Raw genomic sequence first — 17,674 nt, 5'->3', positions numbered from 1 at the left:
GTCGCGCAGCGATACATTTGTTCTATAATCCTTTGATGCATCAGAAGGCATTTATATGGGATAACCAAAATGTTTTTGACTGAAATATTGTCATTATGATATAATTTTCGCCAATTTATGCATTACAGGGAATCACCCATGCCAGACAACTTCACACAGGCAATCGTTGAAAGCGCCCAGGACGCACAGAGCACGCACAACAAAGTAACCTCGAATGCAGCAGCCATGCTTGCCATCCGGCTGGCTTCACGGTATCTGTTGCGAAAGACGGACAGCGAAGCGCCTGCTCAACCCGCTTCATCTACTGCTGCCGCGTCTTCTTCATCCGCAGCCTCTTCATCGGTTGTTGTACCCGCCTCCGAGATGACTATTGAAATGACCGGCAATACCAAAGCACAAGAGCGGATGAGTCGTGTCAGAACGAGGTATGAAGGACGAGTCAAATCATCTTTTCTGGAGACACCCACCAAAGACTGGCTGGCCGCAACGTTGAGTTCACGCACCTTGAGCAAAGAACTTGACCGGGCTACTCTGGTTGAGGAACGCAATGGGCAGCCGGTTTCTACTGAATGGTACCTGCCGCTGCCTGAGGTCTATGCCGTTGTTCTCTCGGCACTGATAGACTTGGATGAAAAACGATGGCCGGTGCCGCCTCACAGTACCGCCAAAAATGAGCGGCTGCAGCGCCTTCAGGAATTTGACCGCATCAACAATGCGCTGGCGAAAGCCACACCGCGCATCTGCTCTACAGGCATACGCCATGCCTGGCTCATGGCGCTTGATGGCTATGAAGGCAAGCGCCTGCCTTTGAATGCAGAGGATGTCCTCATGCAGGGGCTGTTCGATTTCATGGCGCGTGAAGTGCTTGGAAAGCAGATGAACATCAATCTTCCCGACGGGCGAGACCCGGTAGGCGCGGAACGCTCCACCTTTAATGAGCATTTTCAGTCCCTGTTTTTGCCATGGGCATACGGCACCATGCCGGGTACTGTTCGAAATGCCATAAAAAAAGCCGGTGGCTCAGACACGGCACGGGACTTCGTGCTGGAGCGTTTTCGCACAATAGGGATAGCGCCGGATGAGCAGATGATGCAAAAAATCAACGGGTATTGCAGCAAGACAGGATTGCAATCCATCCCCTGTCATTTCATCCCCATCCTTGCGGCTCTTGAACGTCATGCCAAACGCCACACGCTGGCCCTAAGTTCGGGCAGCATCACCGCAACCGGGCTGCGACCGCTTGCTGAGGATACACTTGCCTGGCTTCAGGGAGTAAACTTCAGTCCGGAGGCGCTTGCGAACTCCGCAAACGAAAAAGACCCGTTGAGTATCCTCTACCTTGTCTTAAGGCTTCACGATACGCTTTATCAGTATAAAGACTATAAAAATCTGCTCGACGTCTGCGACATGCCCGAGGACAACAAGGACGCCTGGGTGGGTGCGCTTCATGTTTATAGTCAGTGCCTCCAGAACCCTGACCTTTCTCTTACGTCCCTGCTTGAAGATACCGTTAGGTTAGAAGAACGCCTGCGCACCTTTGAGCGTGGTTTCGCTGTGTGGCGAAACGGTGCCTATCATGACTTCATCAGCAATTATGCAGCAAACTGGTTTGCCGCAAGCGGTGATAGCGGAATCACCGCTCGTGCCAGTCTTTTTGCCCGACTTTGTGACCTATACTTTCGGGAAAACAGCGAAGGAAACAACAGCATTCCGGCCATCAGGGTGCCGGATGCGATGCTTGACGAGTGGATAGCCAAAGCAGGGGAAGACGGTATTTTGGAAGTAACGCCCTATCAGATAAACCGCATTCTGCTTCATGCTCTGTGCTATCCTGCTGACACCTGGTCGCTCCTGTTTCAACAGTGCCTTCCCAAACTGCTTGAATTCATCCGCAACCGATGCAATCAGGAGCAGAACACCGCAGGCGATGCGCTTTCACGAGATTCCTGGCCCGAAGCGCTGCTTGCTCAGATTGAGTGTGTTGCTGCACGTGAATCGACAGGAGAATCTCCCGTTCCAGTGCTGCTCACACCCGGCACTATCACGCCCGCATCCAGCCTTGATGTTGCACTACTGCTGGCAGCGTCTAGGGATATGCCCGCAGCGATAGTGCATCAAATTGTTGAACTTCCGGGGTTTCATCCCAATGCCACCAATAGAAATAAGTTAACCCCGTTTTATCTTGCTGCAGAGTACGGAAACACAGTCTTTGCTGCTGCCCTGATGGGCCGAGGCGCAGCTTACGCCGTGAAGTTCAAAGACCAATTCCCCATGCTTCAAGTGGCCATCGAGAATCAACATCTGTCTTTTGTCCAATGGTTTCTTCAGGCATTACCTGACCATCAAAGGGTTGAAGTTGTCATGGCAAAAACCCACGAAGGCACTTCCATGGTGCACCTGGCGGCACAATACCCTGAATTCTTAAAAGCGATTCTGGTCTTCCTGCCCGATCAATTAAGGGTAGACATCTTGATGAGAATGAGATTAAAGGGAGATACCGTGCTACACACGGTGGCAAGAAATAACCCCAGGTTTCTTAAAGAGATTCTGAATTGCTTACCAGAGGCGGCAAGGACAAACGCTGTCACGGAAATGAATGATTCTGGGATTACCGTAATGTACCTAATCACAGGCAGCCACCACGAACTTTTGATAGATGTTTTGAACTGTCTGCCGGAGGCAGACAGAGCCGGAATCGTGTTAAAAACCTACTCAATGGGCAATACTTTGCTGCACCTGGCCGCAGTCTATCCAGAAACCTTACAATCACTTCTGGACTACCTTCCGAAGGAAGTATTGGCAGACGCCATAACATTAAAGAATCAAGTTGGCATTACTGTGCTCCATTTAATCGCAGGAAAATCACGATCTGATCTCCTGAAACAGTTGCTGGACTATTTACCTGAGATTAAAAGGGCAGACGCCGTGATGGAGCAGGATAAATTTAGAAATACTTTACTGCACAACGCTACAAACGACTCCCGATCCTTAATCGCGCTTCTGGACTACCTTCCGAAAGCAGCAGTGGCAGACGCTTTGAGGTTAGCGGATATGTATAAAATGACTGTATTGCATCTGGCCGCATTTAAATGCCGCGATGTCCTGATGCAGTTGCTGGATTATCTACCCGAGCCGGCAAGAACAGATGCCATAGTGGCACAGGACGGAAATGGCGATACCGTGCTACATCTTGCCGCGAGCTATTACAAAACCTTGGAACTGGTTATAAATTCTATTTCGAAGCCAGCATTGGCAGGCGCTTTGACGTTAAGAAACACATTTGGTGAAACCGTACTGCACGGCTCGGCAAACCACAGCCCAGATGTTCTGAAACAGCTGTTGGATTACCTGCCTGAGGAGGCAAGGTTAGATGCCGTTATGATGAAAGACAGCTATGGCAATACGGTGCTGCACCTGATCGCACAAAATCGTCCTGATCTCCTGGTACAGTTGTTGGATTACCTTCCTGAGGCGTCAAGAGCAAGCGCTTTGAAGGAGCGTAACGTAGATACTGTATTTCACAATGCCGTAGAAAACACCAGATACCTACTGGAACTTCAGGACTACTTTCCGAAGGCAGTAGTGGCAGAAGCAGCAGAAGCAGTGATGCTAAAGACCCCAAATGAATATACCGTGCTGCACCTGATCGCAGGAAATCGTCCTGATCTCTTGGTACAGTTGTTGGATTGTCTTCCCGAGGCGGCAAGAGCAGGCGCCTTATTGGCACAAGACTACGCTAGCAATACTGTGCTGCACCTGATTGCAGAAAAACGCCCCGATATCCTGGTACAGTTGTTGGATTGCCTTTCTGAGCAGTCAAGAGCTGGTGTTATACTTGCTCAGTACGGATATCTCATTAGAGTTCTGACGCTGGTCGAAAACGCAGGAGATACTGAATCCCTAAGTTATCTTAAAGCAATACTGGAACAAGTTAAAAATCGAACGGCTAATCAACTTGGTCCAGATTCATCCAGCCCCGATCACGATTCAGACTCTGCACTATCCCTAACCGCGTCATCATCAGATAGCGGTACTTCTGCACCCATTGGTTTCCATTCATTCTTTATCGTGGAGTCGCTAAGGCTCCAAGATCCGGACAATCAGGGAGAACAAAATACATTCAAGAGATGAGTTTTGCGCTCAGAAGAAAAAGGTCGGCCACCTCGCTTAAAGCCCTCAGGTTAAAGAACCAGCTGCCCTCGCCTCCGCGCTCAGCGTGGGGGCGGGCCTTTACAATGAGGTCGCGCAGTGCTCGATTCCTATCTTTTTGTAGAAATTACCTCACTTTTTATTCGTCATCCTGAAGAAGGTAAGAGTCCTTATTTTTAATCATGAAATTACGTGTTGTTCGTAAATCCTGACAGAATTCGCATAATCATAAGATTTGACTAAACTAAATTATATAAAAATTAAAAAGTTGAGCTTAAACAATATGGATATTACTCCTTTTTTCAAATTGATGGTGGATAAAGAGGCTTCGGATTTATTTTTTAGTGTGGGTGCTCCACCCAATATTAAAATTCAAGGAGTGACCTCTCCGATTGGACAAGCAGCAATTAAAAGCCAGCAAATGGCGGAAATTGTTTTATCGATAACCAATGATGAGCAACAAAAGGAATTTGAGGCCAATATGGAGTTGAATATGGCTTTATCGATCAACGGTGTGGGGCGTTTCCGGATCAATTTATTTCGTCAACGGGGTGAAGTGGCGATGGTGGTGCGTTATATAAAAGGGGTGATCCCATCCATAGAAGAGTTAAGATTGCCGTTGATATTAAAATCGATCGTACAGGAAATTCGCGGTCTGGTGTTGGTTGTTGGATCTACTGGCTCGGGGAAATCAACAACTTTGGCCGCTATGATTGATCATCGAAATGAAACGACCAGAGGGCATATTCTGACTATAGAAGATCCCATTGAATTTGTACACGAACACAAGAAATCCATAGTCGATCAGCGTGAAATCGGAATTGATACTTTAAGTTATGATAATGCCCTGAAAAATGCCATGAGGGAAGCGCCAGATGTTATTTTGATTGGAGAAATACGCGAGCGTAATTCCATGAAACATGCCATCGCTTACGCTGAAACTGGGCATTTATGTATTTCTACCCTGCATGCCAATAATGCAAACCAAACCCTGGATCGGATTATCAATTTTTTTCCTGAAGACGCTAAACAACAGATTTTAACGGATTTATCTTTGAATTTACGAGCGATTATTTCTTTGCGATTAGTTCCTGGAATTGACAACCAACGCATCGCGGCAGTTGAGATATTAATTAATACACCCTATATCTCGGATTTGATTGAGAAGGGTAAGGTTGAGGAAATCAAGGAAGTCATGGCTCGAAGCACTGAGCAGGGGATGCAGACTTTTGATCAGGCATTACTCAATTTATATAAAGACGGTAAAATTACTAAAGAAAGTGCTATTAAATACGCTGATTCTAAAAATAACGTAGGATTACAAATTCGTCTTAATGAAGAAAAGACCTTTGATTCTAAAGACGATAATTTGACGATTCAACCAGATGATTTGGATAAATTGTAATAAAGACGCTTGTTTTGATTATTTTGCACAGTGTGGTAAAATAATGATCTATTAATTTAAGTCGTATCCTTATGGTTTCATTTTATAATATTAATGATATTAAACTCGGAAAGCCGTTCCATTCCGGGCATGAAACCTATCCGGACGCAAGCCATATTCCTCCTGGTAGAGGTGGGAAGCCGATAAGGATTATTTTTAAAAAAAATAAATTCAATAATCCTCAGTATTCACAACTGGAAATCGCTTTTAGCAAACTGGCTCGCTTGTTTATGTTCGGGAATTCGATTCCTGATCAAAAATTGGTAGTGGATGATTCTAATCATATTGTCGGATTGGGAATTGAGCACCTTTGCTATATTGTAGAAAAAAACGAAGGGTTAAATCACTCTTTTTATTCTTTGAAACACTCGGTTTCAATCAAGGAATTGAAGAAAAAAACCGTACGTTCTGCAGAGAAGATTCCGCTTTATTTTCTCGATCAATTACCACCAGCTTTCTTCAAATCACTTTTGAAGGCAGAGAAGTCTGGTTCCGTTCGTATTGATTATGCTTCTTTAGCCAGCATATTCGCTAGCTCGTTCACTTTGGAAGAGGATGATCTGCATAAAGGAAATTTTGGTTTTTATCTGGTAGAGCATGATGGCAAGCCCAAGGTTGTTTTTTTTAAAATCGATCATGATTTAATGTTTGCCGATAGCATTATGTCTTATTTTTTTGCAAGACCATCGCATTGGATGAATAGCGATAATGCATTTAATATTACGGCAAAAGACTTGTTGAATTTTCCCAATATCAGAGATTCTGCTAATTCCTACTGGCCCACCAAACTCAGTTTTTTTCCAAATCCATGGAACAATAAAGAGTATCACAATCAAGCTGAAGTTGAGTCGTTCTCTCGATTAAAGGATTTACCTGAGTTTAAAAAAGCAAAATGGCTGTCGTTTTATAAGCATATTTTATTGCCCGATGAATTAATTGTGCGCGCTTTAAATGAGTGTCTGGATGCTAGTAATTCCTGTGACAGGGCGCGAATCGCATTATTTACTCAGGCAACGGCAGCAAGACAGGCTCAGTTAAGATCAGTGCTTTTTTCAATAAAAGAATTTCGTCATTTTCTCGTCGATTTAACTGCAGATGAGAACAATGCTTTAATCAACGAAATATTACGAGATCATGGGCACGATAATCAATTGATTGTTGAGCAGATAAAACAGACCATGCAAATACATCAGCAGTTATGTGCTCCTGATGGTGGAATAGATGACGGCGATACTCCCCTTCATATTGCTATCAAGCTTGGTGATTATCGTTATGAAGAAACTTTGCAAAAGTACGGGCATTTAATTAATAAAAAAAATAATAAAGGGCAAACTCCCCTGGATTGTGCCCTCGAGAGAATACCTTCAGCTGAAGCTCATCCTGCAGATGTTCGTCAGGATCTTCGCTTTACCATGCGGCATTTACTGGAACATGGTGCGTCACAATCAAAAGAATTTAAATTATTTAATCAATTGGAGAAGGTTGAACAGTATAAATTTGCCACAGCTTATCTGGACAGGGTTACACAAGTACAAACTTATGATCAATTCAAAGACATTCTCAGGGACATTGGTGAAGATCACCGTTTTTGTTTAAAGAATAAAAAGAATTTAGCGATACAATGTGTTACCAGATACACGAAAGAAAATAGAGCAAACCCTGAGTTTAAACAAATACTGACTCAGTTAAAAAAAGATATAAATGGGCGTTCACCGCAATTGGAGTGTGCGGGACTGCAATACATTCGTCAGTTACGAAGCAGATTATGGATCATCCGACAAATCAGAGGGTTATTTGGGTGGACCAGTACTCAAGGTGAACTGAACAGCATCATTGATCATGAGTTAAAGCGATTTAAGCCTAATGGGTTTAATTGCTTTTCTTTCTTTTGTAACGCTCCTGCAACTGAGCAGCCTTCAGAAGTTGTGCATTCAGGGTTGAAGATTACGTAAATCGTGTGTTCCTCAACCCTCTCCCCCGAGCTACGTGCGGTGGAGAGGAGATTTGATCGAAAGAAGCTCAATTTCCCCTGACACTTGTGCGCTTACGCGGGAACGACATGCATTGTGTTTGAGGTGTCACCCGGTTATCCCGGAAGTCAACTCATCCTAAATAAGCCCATAAATGATTGCGGAGATGGAGATAAACCCCATGATGGTTATAAATACATTACTGATTTGATTACTGTATTTTTTCATCGCAGGAACTCGGGCAATGGCATACATTGGCATGATGAACAGCAGAACTGCAATGACCGGTCCTCCCAATGTCTCTATCATTTTCAGAATATTAGGATTAATTGTAGCGACGATCCAGCAGGTCAGTATCATGAATACTTCAATGACTCGTTGCAACGCGCTTTTACTGATCGTTTTTCCAGATGACTTCAGGGTTTTTACGACAATGCTGCTCATGCCTTCTTTAGCACCAAGATAGTGACCAAGAAAGGATTTTGAAATCGCAATAAACGCAATAACCGGGGCTATGTATGCAATGATGGGAGTATTAAAATGATTGGCCAGATAGGACAAAATCGAGATGTTTTGTTGTTTTGCCTGCATTAAATCCTGAGGTGACAGACTAAAAACACAACTAAATACAAAGAACATGACTGAAAAAACCATGAGTAAATGGCTGTATTTCATAATTAATGAGCTTTGTTTGTCTGCCTGATTACCGTATTGCTGCTTTTGACTGACAGCAAAGGAAGAGATTATGGGGGAATGATTAAAGGAAAACACCATTACGGGAATGATCAGCCATAATGTCATTAATAATCCATGCCCGCCATTAGCCTGCAAAGAGTTGCTTTGTTGTAATATGGCATTGTTCCAATTGGGAATTAAATAAAGTGACAGGAGCAGTAAGATGGTTGCGAAAGGATACACCATTAATGACATTGATTTTACAATGATTTCCTGACCGAAACGTACTATTCCCATTAATGCCAGTATGAGTACGATAGCCAGAAGTGCTCTGGGCGGAGCATTGAGTCCGAGCTGATTCACGATGAAGCTTTCTGTCGTGTTCGTTATTGCCACGCTGTACATTAATAAAATGGGGTAAATGGCAAAGAAATATAACGCGGTTAACATCCGGCCTGCGAAGGTACCGAAGTGCTCCTCTACTACCTCAGTGATGTCATTGTGTGGTGATGATCCGGATAGTACAAAGCGGCATAAGGCACGGTGCGAGTAGTAGGTCATTGGGAATGCCAGCAAGGCCATAATGATTAGAGGTACAATCCCATTAAGTCCTGCATCTATAGGCAGAAAGAGTGTTCCTGCGCCAATCGCTGTACCGTAAAGACTTAACATCCAAACTGTATCTTGTTTTCTCCACTCTGAAACTTTATTTTCTGATATAGGTGATACTATTGCTGCGGATTCATTTAACGACATGAAAAGATCCTCATTTCATTGCTAGTATTTTTAGAGACATCCCCTTTATAATTGTGCAATTTTAACACTATGGTGCCAATATTTCAACAATCACGATATAAATCATATCCAAGTCGTTTAAACAAAGCAAGCAATGTTTGAGTGTTATTCAGTTGACTTTTTAGAATAAAACAAGGTGTGTTGATTCTTTCAAAATCGGTTTTAATTTTTTAACAAAGAAAAAATTCTGTAATAACTTATGCGATCCGAATCTGTTCTGCAATAGGCTGGATGCCTTTATTATTCCCCTGCTTCAATACATTGATTTTCAGCGTTTTGCTGACATGCATCTGAACAGGCAAGATCATTCGATTTTTCACACTGTGCCATGCAGGCTTGCACCGTTTGTTGAACGCAGAGTTCCTGATCTTCCAATTCAGAAGCGAATACCGCTTGAAATGGCACTAAACTCAGTCCTAAAAGTATCCATATAAATTTTTTTGACATGATGAACGTTCCTGAGTAAAGGATACTTTAAATTTAGCACATAAAATAAGCACTGTACGTGAAGATCAAGAAAAAGGGTTCAGTGTTTTTTCCCTATCAAGATTGCTTTTTCAAGTAATATGAATCCAGAATGTATTTTATTGAAACGAAAAGAACTTGATGCCCAATCAAAATGAAACGTCCTGATACTCTTAAACTTTGGCTATAGCGGATTCGAGATCAGACTTTAAAATGGGTACGATGAGTTCCTGTTTATTTAAGCAAGAGATCGATAAAGTAGCTAACAATCCCTTCTGAATTCTATTTTAATGCAGACTGCTCTATTTTTGCCTGATATAATGATGATTTTGTACGGTTAAATCATCACTATGGATTTGTCATTTGTAACGGGTTTATTTGTGGGTTGTCTTGCTGGTATAGCAGGAAAATACCTATTGCAAAACTTGATTGTTAAAAGACAAAATGTTGAAGACAATAAAAATATACGATTGGAATGGGAGCAACTGGGCAAGGATTACCCTCACTTTATAAGTCAGATAAAAAAGGACATGAATAATCCGGAACATCAAAACATAAGGGAATTTTTTGTTGTGGATCCGCTGGCTATATTGAATACTCAGATTCCTCGTTTGAGATACGATCTAACGGATGAGGTTCTTTGTGTCGTGGATCGTCTGGAGCATTTGGGCTATATAGAGAAGATTAAAACTAATTGCCTGCTTTACAAAATGAAGGATGATTTTATTGCATTAATAAGAGCAATATAATTCTTTTGTCTTGTAAGGAGTCATGCCTGCGTGGGCAAGACAGGTTTTTTTTCATGCACAGAGAATTTTTTTGCTAAAATGTCACTTTGAGTCTAGTCTTTAGTCATAATGAATAATTGTGGTTATGGGATTATTGTTTTCAGGAAACTCGAGTGAGACGTGTGCTGTAATCTTGGGTTCTATCTGGGTTCATCTGGCTCATTAGGTCGTCCTGACGTATTTCACGTGATGCATCCAGGGATTATGGGAGGCGGGGCATGAAAGGAAGCATGTATCTTGGTTTGAACGTAATGCTCATGTTATGTGGTCTGTCAGCTTTTGCCAGTAACTCTACCCAATCTCATAAATTACCTGTTAGAGGCAATCCTGTGTACCTGGAGAATCCTGGATCCATTTATATAGTTCCAGACTATTATCAGACTAGCTCCGAGGGTAATTTTGTCATTTTAGATAATGTAAAACATGTGTGTTATCTGGCAGAGCAACCAGAGCTTAGAGCATTAAATAAGAAAATCATAACTGCCGAAATTAAGGGGTCTATGCTGTACTGGACTTGCTACCAATTTGACCCGAATTATTTCATCATCACACCTTAATCATCTCGATTAAGTTCCATGTATGCTTGTTAACGCGATTTTGCTGGAATGGTTTTAATCAGGGTATACACTGTAGGCAATACAAAAAGAGTAAACAGGGTGCCAAGACATAAACCACCGATTAAAACGGCTCCGATTGCATGGCGTGATTCTGATCCGGCGTCATGAGATAAAACCAGAGGAATAGCACCAAAAACCATAGCTCCAGTAGTCATTAAGATGGGTCTTAATCGCAAAATCGCTGCTTTTTGAATGGATTCTGCAAATGAATTACCTTCCTGATGTAACTTATTAGCAAACTCCACCATTAAAATACCGTGTTTACTGATTAATCCGATTAAGGTAATCAAACCTACCTGGGTGTAGATATTAAGTGATTGCCCTAATAGATAGGTGCACAGCAAAGCCCCTGAACAGGCTAAAGGAACAGTAAACAGAATAATCAAGGGGTCGATGAAGTTTTGGAATTGAGTCGATAATATGGCGTAGATAAATGCCAGGGATAATAATAATAAAAACAGCATGGCATTAGATGACTCAAAAAAAATTTTGGCAGCTCCTGTCCAAGTAAGCTTATAATGTTGCGGTAATTGTTCTTTGGCTGTTTTCCAAAGGTAATCAATACTCTTTGCCATAGAGTCTTTTGGATGTAATTGCACACGCAGGGTAGTTGAGCGCATCTGTTGATAATGATCCAGAGTGGCTGGTTGCGCTTTGGGCTTCATTTGAGTAATAGCTCCCAGGGAAACCCGTTTCCCTTCATTAGTAGTCAGATAGAGTTCATTAAGCGTCCATGGAGAGGTGCTGCCTTTAATCGACATATTATAAAGCACTCCATTTTGTTCAAAATTCAGTGATTTATCTCCACTAAAAAAGACTTCTATTGTTTTGGCAACCTGATTGGGTGAGAGTCCCAGCCTGGCGATCTGATTGTGATCCAGTTCAATAGAGTAGCCCATAGTATCCAGGCGAAGATCAAATTGGGTTGATTCAAATTTTTTGCTGGCATCTAATGTTGCTTTGAGCTGTTCAATCTGGTTAAAAAGCTCTTTGTAACTATCCGGGCTTGAAATAACCAGAGTCAATGCTGAGCCGCTTCCTGCGTTATCAATTCCCGGTAAGCCAGTATCCCAGCTCCATACATCAGGATCGACTGAGGGGAATCGGTTAAACGAAGGTTTTAGTTCATCAACAATCTGAGTTGCAGAACGTTTTCTCTGTGAATGAGGCTTTAGTGGAAGAACTACGCTGGCTCCCCAATCGCCTATAAAGGTCAGTTTTTTATCTGATTCCGGTACTTTATTCAAGGTTTTTTCTATGTCGATTATTTTCTTATCCAGTTCATTGATGTCCTCTCCGGATACGGGGGCAGTATAAACACCAATCAGTCCCCGATCTTCTTTGGGAGCGGTTTCATGACTAATCATCTGATACAAACCAATGCTTGCAAGAATAGAAAATAGTGCTGCTGAGAGTGTGATTTTCTGATGATTAAAAACGAACTTAAGTGCTTTTGCATAATTTTGAGCCAGATGTTCCAGTGCATAGTCCACCTGGGGAAACCAGTTTTTGGAGTCGCTTTTTAATAAACGGGCACACATCAGGGGTGACAGGGTGAGTGCAACGATCCCTGAGATAATGACGCTGCCTGCGAGAGCCACAGCAAATTCAATGAACAGTTGCCCCAACATTCCTTGAATAAAGGCAATAGGCAGATACACACTTGCCAAAGTGCAGGTCATTGCAACGATTGCAAATCCGATTTCCTTTGCTCCTTTTAGGGCTGCTTCAAAAGGGGATAATCCTTTTTCAATATGACGCCAGATATTTTCTAAAACGATAATGGCATCATCAACCACCAAACCAATCGCCAGCACCATGGCCAATAAAGTCATCAGATTAATAGAGAAGCCAAATATTTTGAGAAACAGTAATGAACCCAGTAGCGAAATCGGGATGGTTACTAAAGGGATGATCGTCGCACGTATATTGCGTAAAAATAAAAAGACGATGATCAGGACCAGCAGTATTGCTTCGGTGATTGACGAGCGAATGTTTTTTATTGAGGCATTAATAAAATCCGATTGATCAATGATGACATCTGCTTTCAGATCATTAGGTAGACCCTGTTGTAATTCTTTAAGCAGTTGGCGAATGTTCCTGGAAACTTCAATTGGGTTGGCGTCATTCGCTCTGTTGATGGACAGTACCAGGCCAGTATGGCCATTTACTCGAATCCGTACCTGGCTCGTATCCGTTTCAAGTGCTACCTTGGCAACGGATTTTAAAAATATGGGATTTTTATTCGTCGTTTTTATTAACAGATTTTCGTACTCTTCCTTACTTTGGGGTTCTGATTGCAGGGTGCTGGGAATTTTATTTTGGTAATTTCCTGCTGGAAGTGAAATGCGGCTATTGGCTAGTGAACTGACTACTTCATCAACATTGACTCCAAAGGAATACAGTTTATCCGGTTCCAGGCTGATGGTGTAGGTATAGGGCTGTCCCCAGACGTCAACTGATGCGACGCCCGGTACGCTTCGGAACGCATTTTTGAGATTGAGATTCGCGTAATGAGTTAATTCACCAAATCCACGCGTTGAGGATTCTAATGAAACGCCAATAAAGGGTAATCCTGTCGATTTTCTTTGACGTTGTACATAGGGAGGTTTTACTTCAGAGGGTAAAAGTGATTTTGCTAACCCTACAGCATCCTGAGTAGCACTCAACGCTCTGTCCATGGAAGTTCCTGCACGGAACAGCAATGTAATCTGGGCACTTCCCGCATTGGATTTTGATGTGATGGTTTCCAGGCCTTCAATTCCTGCCAATCGGTCTTCAAGGATGTTGGTTACCGAACTTTCAACCAAGTCAGGGCTGGCGTTAGGATAAGAAGCATAAACAGTAATAGTTGGAAAACTGATATCAGGATATTCTCTGATGGATAAATTATATAAACACAATAACCCGATAATAACCATCATACTGTTCAGGATGATTGCAGAAACGGGATGTTTAATGAAATAGTCGGTTAATTTCATAGGTTATCAGCTGTGGCTTGCTTCAGAGGAGGGTTGATGGATCTCTACCGTCATTTCGGAATAGAGTCGATCCTGTCCTTTAATGATTAGTTGTTGTCCTATTTTTAATCCCTCAGTAATTTCTATGGTATTTTCTTGTTGCAGACCTGTTTTTACAGGCAACAGAACCACTTTATCCTTTTCTACTATGTAGACGAAGGGTTGGCTGTTTCTGAGAAACAGGGCTTGAGTTGGGATGACAATGGTGTTGCTCTTTTCTGCAACAATCAAGTCAACGTTGATTGTTGCACCAACAAGGCAATTATCGCATTGAATATCAACGTCTGCAGGACACATATGCGTGGTTTCATCAATCATTCTCTGAAAGTGGGATAACGGGTATTCTTTGCCAAAAATTCGTACTGGTTGTCCTTCATGGATTTCAGTCAGATTGCTGCAGGGGATATCAAAATCGACAACCAGGGAGCTGGGATCATAAATGGAAACGACAGCTTCCCCAATAGTGACTTCTGATCCTTCCCGTTTTTTATAGGCTCCTATGATTCCATCGAAAGGAGCATAGAAACGCAGGTTATCCAGTTCAATTTTGGCTTTTGATAATTCTTTTTGAGCATCCAGCCAGGCCTGTTTTTTCTCTTCAACTTCCTTTGGGCTTACAAATTTAGTCTTCAGTAAGGGTTTAAACCGATCCAATTGCGATTTAGCCAAGGCTTCGGTGCTGATTGACAGGTTTAAATTTTTTTCAACTTCGGGGTTATCAATTTTGGCGATTAATGTCCCTTTTTTTACCTTTTGGCCAGTAGGGATCAGTTCATCCAGCATTCCGTTCCCTTTGGAAACTAATACGGTCGTATGCTTGGGGTGCAGGGTACCTAATAGACGTATACTTTGTTGCAGTTTTTGTGAGGTGACGGTTTCAACTTCAACCAGTTTATTCGGTGGCACTGGTGTTTGTTTTCCGTAATGAATGAACTGTCTGCCAATAAAAAAAAGGATGCACGTGGCGAAAAGGGCGGCTAATGCTATTTTCCAATGATATTTTGATTGCCAATTTTTTATATGAAACAGGTTTTTTAACACGTTATTTGCCAGTCATTTTATTGGAGCTTGCTGTGAGTTGCATACGATACCATAAATTGGGTTCTGGATTAACCACTATTTGAGGGTATAAGACGGTGATATTGGCTTTTTGGGTATAGGCAACCGGATGATAATATGAAACTATATATTTTAGCTAAGTAAGGTTTCAAACTCTGAATTAGGTTGTTATTTGATTTAATGGGTTACGGTTATAGGACAGGGAATGCGCATTTTATTATATGTCATGATGTTTTTATTCAGTCTGATGTTTCAGAGTATTCACGCGAGTTCGACTTTGACTTTTAAACAAGCCTTAACTCTTGCTTATCAAAATAACCCTGAATTACAGGCCGAGATGGATAATGCCAATGCTATGAAAGGGCGGTTTATTCAGAGTAAATTGTATCCTAATCCTCAATTATCTTTTACATCTGAAAATATGGGTGGATCAGGCCAGTACTCCGGTTATGAGTCCGCCGAGACAACCTTATCCGTCACTCAACCTATTCCATTGGGACATCGTTTAAAGTACTTGCAAAAATTAACTTATGCCGATTACCTGGCTTCACTGGCACGCATCAAACTCAATAAATTTCAACTTTTTAACGCAGTAGGAATTGCCTACATTGATGCTTTGTATGCGGATCAATGGCATTTAGTTACCAAAAAATTAGTTCAGGTGAATGCTGATATTGTCTCGGCCATTCAGCGACGTGTTGAAGCAGGTGCAGGGGCCGTACTTGATTTACGCCTGGCGGAGGTTCGTTTGGGGGAAGCACGTATTCAAAAAATGAAAGCAGGTCGTGATGCATTAATGCAACGTGCCCGTTTAGCCCGGTATTTAGGAAGCGAGTTACGGGTGGATAAAAAATTGACGGATGAAGGATTACAACATACTCATTGGACATGGCCGCAACTGGATAAAAAATTGCCGCAAAGTCCTCAGTTAATTGAGAAACAACTTCTTGTTAAAGCAAAACGTGCGGCAATTCTCTCCGTTAAAAAAGATGTATGGCCTGATTTAAATATTCAATTGGGCGGACGCCATTTTTCAGATGACGGGAGTAATGCCGCGGTTTTTTCAGCATCCTCGCAATTACCCATTCATAACCGGAATCAGGGTAAAATTTATTCTGCGGAAGCAGAATTTACTCAAGCACTGCATGATCTGAAGGGAGCCCAACTTGAATTAAGACAAAACGTGTATACGGCTTATTTGCGGGCAGAACAAGGACTATTTGAAGTCAATCTGGTGACTGATTCACTGTTGCCCTTGGCACGTAAATCTCTGCAGGTAGCCAAGGAAGGATATCAAATGGGACGCTACACTTATATCGAGCTAAGTACGGCATTGAATGCCTTGTTCGATGAAGAGCGCCATTACCAACAGGCTCATGCAGATTATCATAAAGCGTTATTGACTATAGTCGGCCTTTTAGGCCTTGATAGTTATTAAGGAGAACACTTGAACGTATCATCATTCAAAATGCAATGGATTAAATGGGTCATTCTATTATTGATTCTGGTTTGCAGTCCCATTTGGGCTGATGACGCTGGGCATCAGGCTTCGGATACGGTTAAAGGGGAGCACGGGGGCCGTCTATTGGAACAGGATTCCGTTGCATTGGAATTAAGCCTTTTTGAACAAGCGATGTTACCGCATTTTCGCGCCTATATTTATCAAAATGGTGTGCTTGTTTCTCCAGATCAGAGTCAATTGGAAGTTCAACTGAAACGCTTTAATCATCAAGTGGAAACCGTTACCTTTAAGCCGATTGATGATTTCTTGCAAAGCGAACAAACTATTCGGGAGCCTCATTCATTTGATGTAACCGTCGTTTTAAATTATCAGGGCAAGAAATACAGTTGGAATTACTCCAGTTATGAAGGACGTGTCAAAATTGTTCCAGCCCTGCTTCAGGCCGCAAAAATTAAAATCGCACCGGCAGCAAGTGTCACCCTGGAAAAACAATTAAAGGTGGTTGGCAAAATAACGCCTAATCGCGACACCATGGCACCTGTATATCCTCGTTATTCAGGTATTATTAAATCGCTTACCAAAAATCTGGGTGATGAAGTCACTAAAGGTGAAGTATTGGTGATCATTGAAAGTAATGAGAGTTTACAAAATTACTCCATTCTTGCCCCAATTTCAGGTACGGTCGTGCAAAAATATGCTACTACAGGTGAGTTAGCCAAGGGAGACAAGCCCATTTATGACATTGCTAATTTGGCCAATGTATGGGCAGATCTAACCCTCTACCGAAAAGATGCCCCTTTGGTCAAACAAGGAATGAACGTGCTGGTTACCGGCGATGAAGGAAAACCACAATCTCAAAGCATTATTAATTACATTTCTCCTTTAGGCATTGAAGACAGTCAAACGATACTGGCTAGAGCCATATTGCCTAACACAGAGCGTAGCTGGTTACCGGGAATGTATGTTAATGCGGTTATTACGATTGAGAAAAAAACAGTTTCGGTTGCAGTGCCTCATACGGCATTACAACGAATGCAGGATAAAGATGTGGTTTTTGTTCAGCAAGGTGATTTTTTTGAAGCGACACCTGTAGTTCTCGGTGAGGAAGATGAGCAATGGGTAGAAATAAAGTCAGGTCTTGAACCAGGACAATACTATGTTAGTGACAACAGTTTCTTCCTCAAGGCGGAAATTGGAAAGGAAGGCGCAGTCCACGATCATTAAGGAGCC

General features: G+C 42.3%; 11 protein-coding genes. 7 read left to right on the top strand and 4 right to left on the bottom strand.

Going from position 1 to position 17,674, the window contains the following annotated elements; translation table 11 throughout:
* The first annotated feature begins 138 nt into the window (after window positions 1-138).
* The 3 genes from ELY21_RS07690 to ankK all read left to right on the top strand — a co-directional run bounded on the left by ELY21_RS07690 (window position 139) and on the right by ankK (window position 7,545).
* Window positions 139-4,131, top strand: a complete 3,993-nt coding sequence (locus tag ELY21_RS07690; protein WP_127108392.1) for an ankyrin repeat domain-containing protein — start codon at window positions 139-141, stop codon at window positions 4,129-4,131.
* Between the two features lie 301 nt (window positions 4,132-4,432).
* Window positions 4,433-5,554: a PilT/PilU family type 4a pilus ATPase gene (locus tag ELY21_RS07685; RefSeq protein ID WP_028384289.1), complete on the top strand. Its 1,122-nt coding sequence runs from the start codon at window positions 4,433-4,435 to the stop codon at window positions 5,552-5,554.
* A 71-nt stretch (window positions 5,555-5,625) separates the two neighbouring features.
* Window positions 5,626-7,545: a Dot/Icm T4SS effector AnkK/LegA5 gene (ankK, locus tag ELY21_RS07680; protein WP_127108390.1), complete on the top strand. Its 1,920-nt coding sequence runs from the start codon at window positions 5,626-5,628 to the stop codon at window positions 7,543-7,545.
* Window positions 7,546-7,701: 156 nt separating this feature from the next.
* On the opposite strand, the gene ELY21_RS07675 is transcribed toward ankK, so the two are convergent.
* Together ELY21_RS07675 and ELY21_RS07670 are read right to left on the bottom strand one after the other, a co-directional pair.
* The gene (locus ELY21_RS07675; protein WP_127108388.1) at window positions 7,702-8,994 is read right to left on the bottom strand and encodes a serine/threonine transporter; all 1,293 of its coding nucleotides are present in this window, start codon (window positions 8,992-8,994) and stop codon (window positions 7,702-7,704) included.
* A gap of 279 nt (window positions 8,995-9,273) precedes the next feature.
* Entirely contained in the window at window positions 9,274-9,480 is a 207-nt protein-coding gene (locus ELY21_RS07670) for a hypothetical protein (protein WP_127108386.1), read from the bottom strand.
* A 368-nt stretch (window positions 9,481-9,848) separates the two neighbouring features.
* On the opposite strand from ELY21_RS07670, the gene ELY21_RS07665 reads away from it, so the two are divergent.
* Entirely contained in the window at window positions 9,849-10,247 is a 399-nt protein-coding gene (locus ELY21_RS07665) for a hypothetical protein (protein ID WP_127108385.1), read from the top strand.
* A gap of 257 nt (window positions 10,248-10,504) precedes the next feature.
* The gene (locus tag ELY21_RS07660) at window positions 10,505-10,843 is read left to right on the top strand and encodes a hypothetical protein (protein ID WP_127108383.1); all 339 of its coding nucleotides are present in this window, start codon (window positions 10,505-10,507) and stop codon (window positions 10,841-10,843) included.
* A gap of 29 nt (window positions 10,844-10,872) precedes the next feature.
* Here ELY21_RS07660 and lpeB read toward each other — a convergent pair whose 3' ends face one another.
* Complete coding sequence (gene lpeB, locus ELY21_RS07655) at window positions 10,873-13,884, bottom strand: multidrug efflux RND transporter permease subunit LpeB (protein WP_127108381.1); 3,012 nt, start codon at window positions 13,882-13,884, stop codon at window positions 10,873-10,875.
* 6 nt (window positions 13,885-13,890) lie between these two features.
* The gene (locus tag ELY21_RS07650) at window positions 13,891-14,964 is read right to left on the bottom strand and encodes an efflux RND transporter periplasmic adaptor subunit (protein WP_199741670.1); all 1,074 of its coding nucleotides are present in this window, start codon (window positions 14,962-14,964) and stop codon (window positions 13,891-13,893) included.
* Between the two features lie 223 nt (window positions 14,965-15,187).
* Here ELY21_RS07650 and ELY21_RS07645 point away from each other — a divergent pair, with 223 nt between their 5' ends.
* Window positions 15,188-16,420 (top strand): TolC family protein, encoded by a 1,233-nt coding sequence (locus ELY21_RS07645; protein ID WP_127108379.1) that lies wholly within the window; start codon window positions 15,188-15,190, stop codon window positions 16,418-16,420.
* 30 nt (window positions 16,421-16,450) lie between these two features.
* On the top strand, window positions 16,451-17,668 hold the full coding sequence (locus ELY21_RS07640) for an efflux RND transporter periplasmic adaptor subunit (RefSeq protein ID WP_127108422.1): 1,218 nt from the start codon (window positions 16,451-16,453) through the stop codon (window positions 17,666-17,668).
* Window positions 17,669-17,674 lie beyond the last annotated feature (6 nt).

It is taken from the genome of Legionella sp. km535 (genome assembly GCF_003990085.1).
Classification (GTDB): domain Bacteria; phylum Pseudomonadota; class Gammaproteobacteria; order Legionellales; family Legionellaceae; genus Legionella; species Legionella moravica.
The sequence above is the reverse complement of the archived record's forward strand: the minus strand, read 5'-3'. Positions and strand labels throughout refer to the sequence as shown.

Coding starts and splice junctions, on each gene's coding strand:
- ankK (WP_127108390.1), top strand. CDS start 5,626: ATGGTTTCATTTTATAATATTAATGATATTAAACTCGGAAAGCCGTTC.
- ELY21_RS07660 (WP_127108383.1), top strand. CDS start 10,505: ATGAAAGGAAGCATGTATCTTGGTTTGAACGTAATGCTCATGTTATGT.
- ELY21_RS07645 (WP_127108379.1), top strand. CDS start 15,188: ATGCGCATTTTATTATATGTCATGATGTTTTTATTCAGTCTGATGTTT.
- ELY21_RS07670 (WP_127108386.1), bottom strand. CDS start 9,480: ATGTCAAAAAAATTTATATGGATACTTTTAGGACTGAGTTTAGTGCCA.
- ELY21_RS07675 (WP_127108388.1), bottom strand. CDS start 8,994: ATGTCGTTAAATGAATCCGCAGCAATAGTATCACCTATATCAGAAAAT.
- lpeB (WP_127108381.1), bottom strand. CDS start 13,884: ATGAAATTAACCGACTATTTCATTAAACATCCCGTTTCTGCAATCATC.
- ELY21_RS07640 (WP_127108422.1), top strand. CDS start 16,451: ATGCAATGGATTAAATGGGTCATTCTATTATTGATTCTGGTTTGCAGT.
- ELY21_RS07665 (WP_127108385.1), top strand. CDS start 9,849: ATGGATTTGTCATTTGTAACGGGTTTATTTGTGGGTTGTCTTGCTGGT.
- ELY21_RS07690 (WP_127108392.1), top strand. CDS start 139: ATGCCAGACAACTTCACACAGGCAATCGTTGAAAGCGCCCAGGACGCA.
- ELY21_RS07685 (WP_028384289.1), top strand. CDS start 4,433: ATGGATATTACTCCTTTTTTCAAATTGATGGTGGATAAAGAGGCTTCG.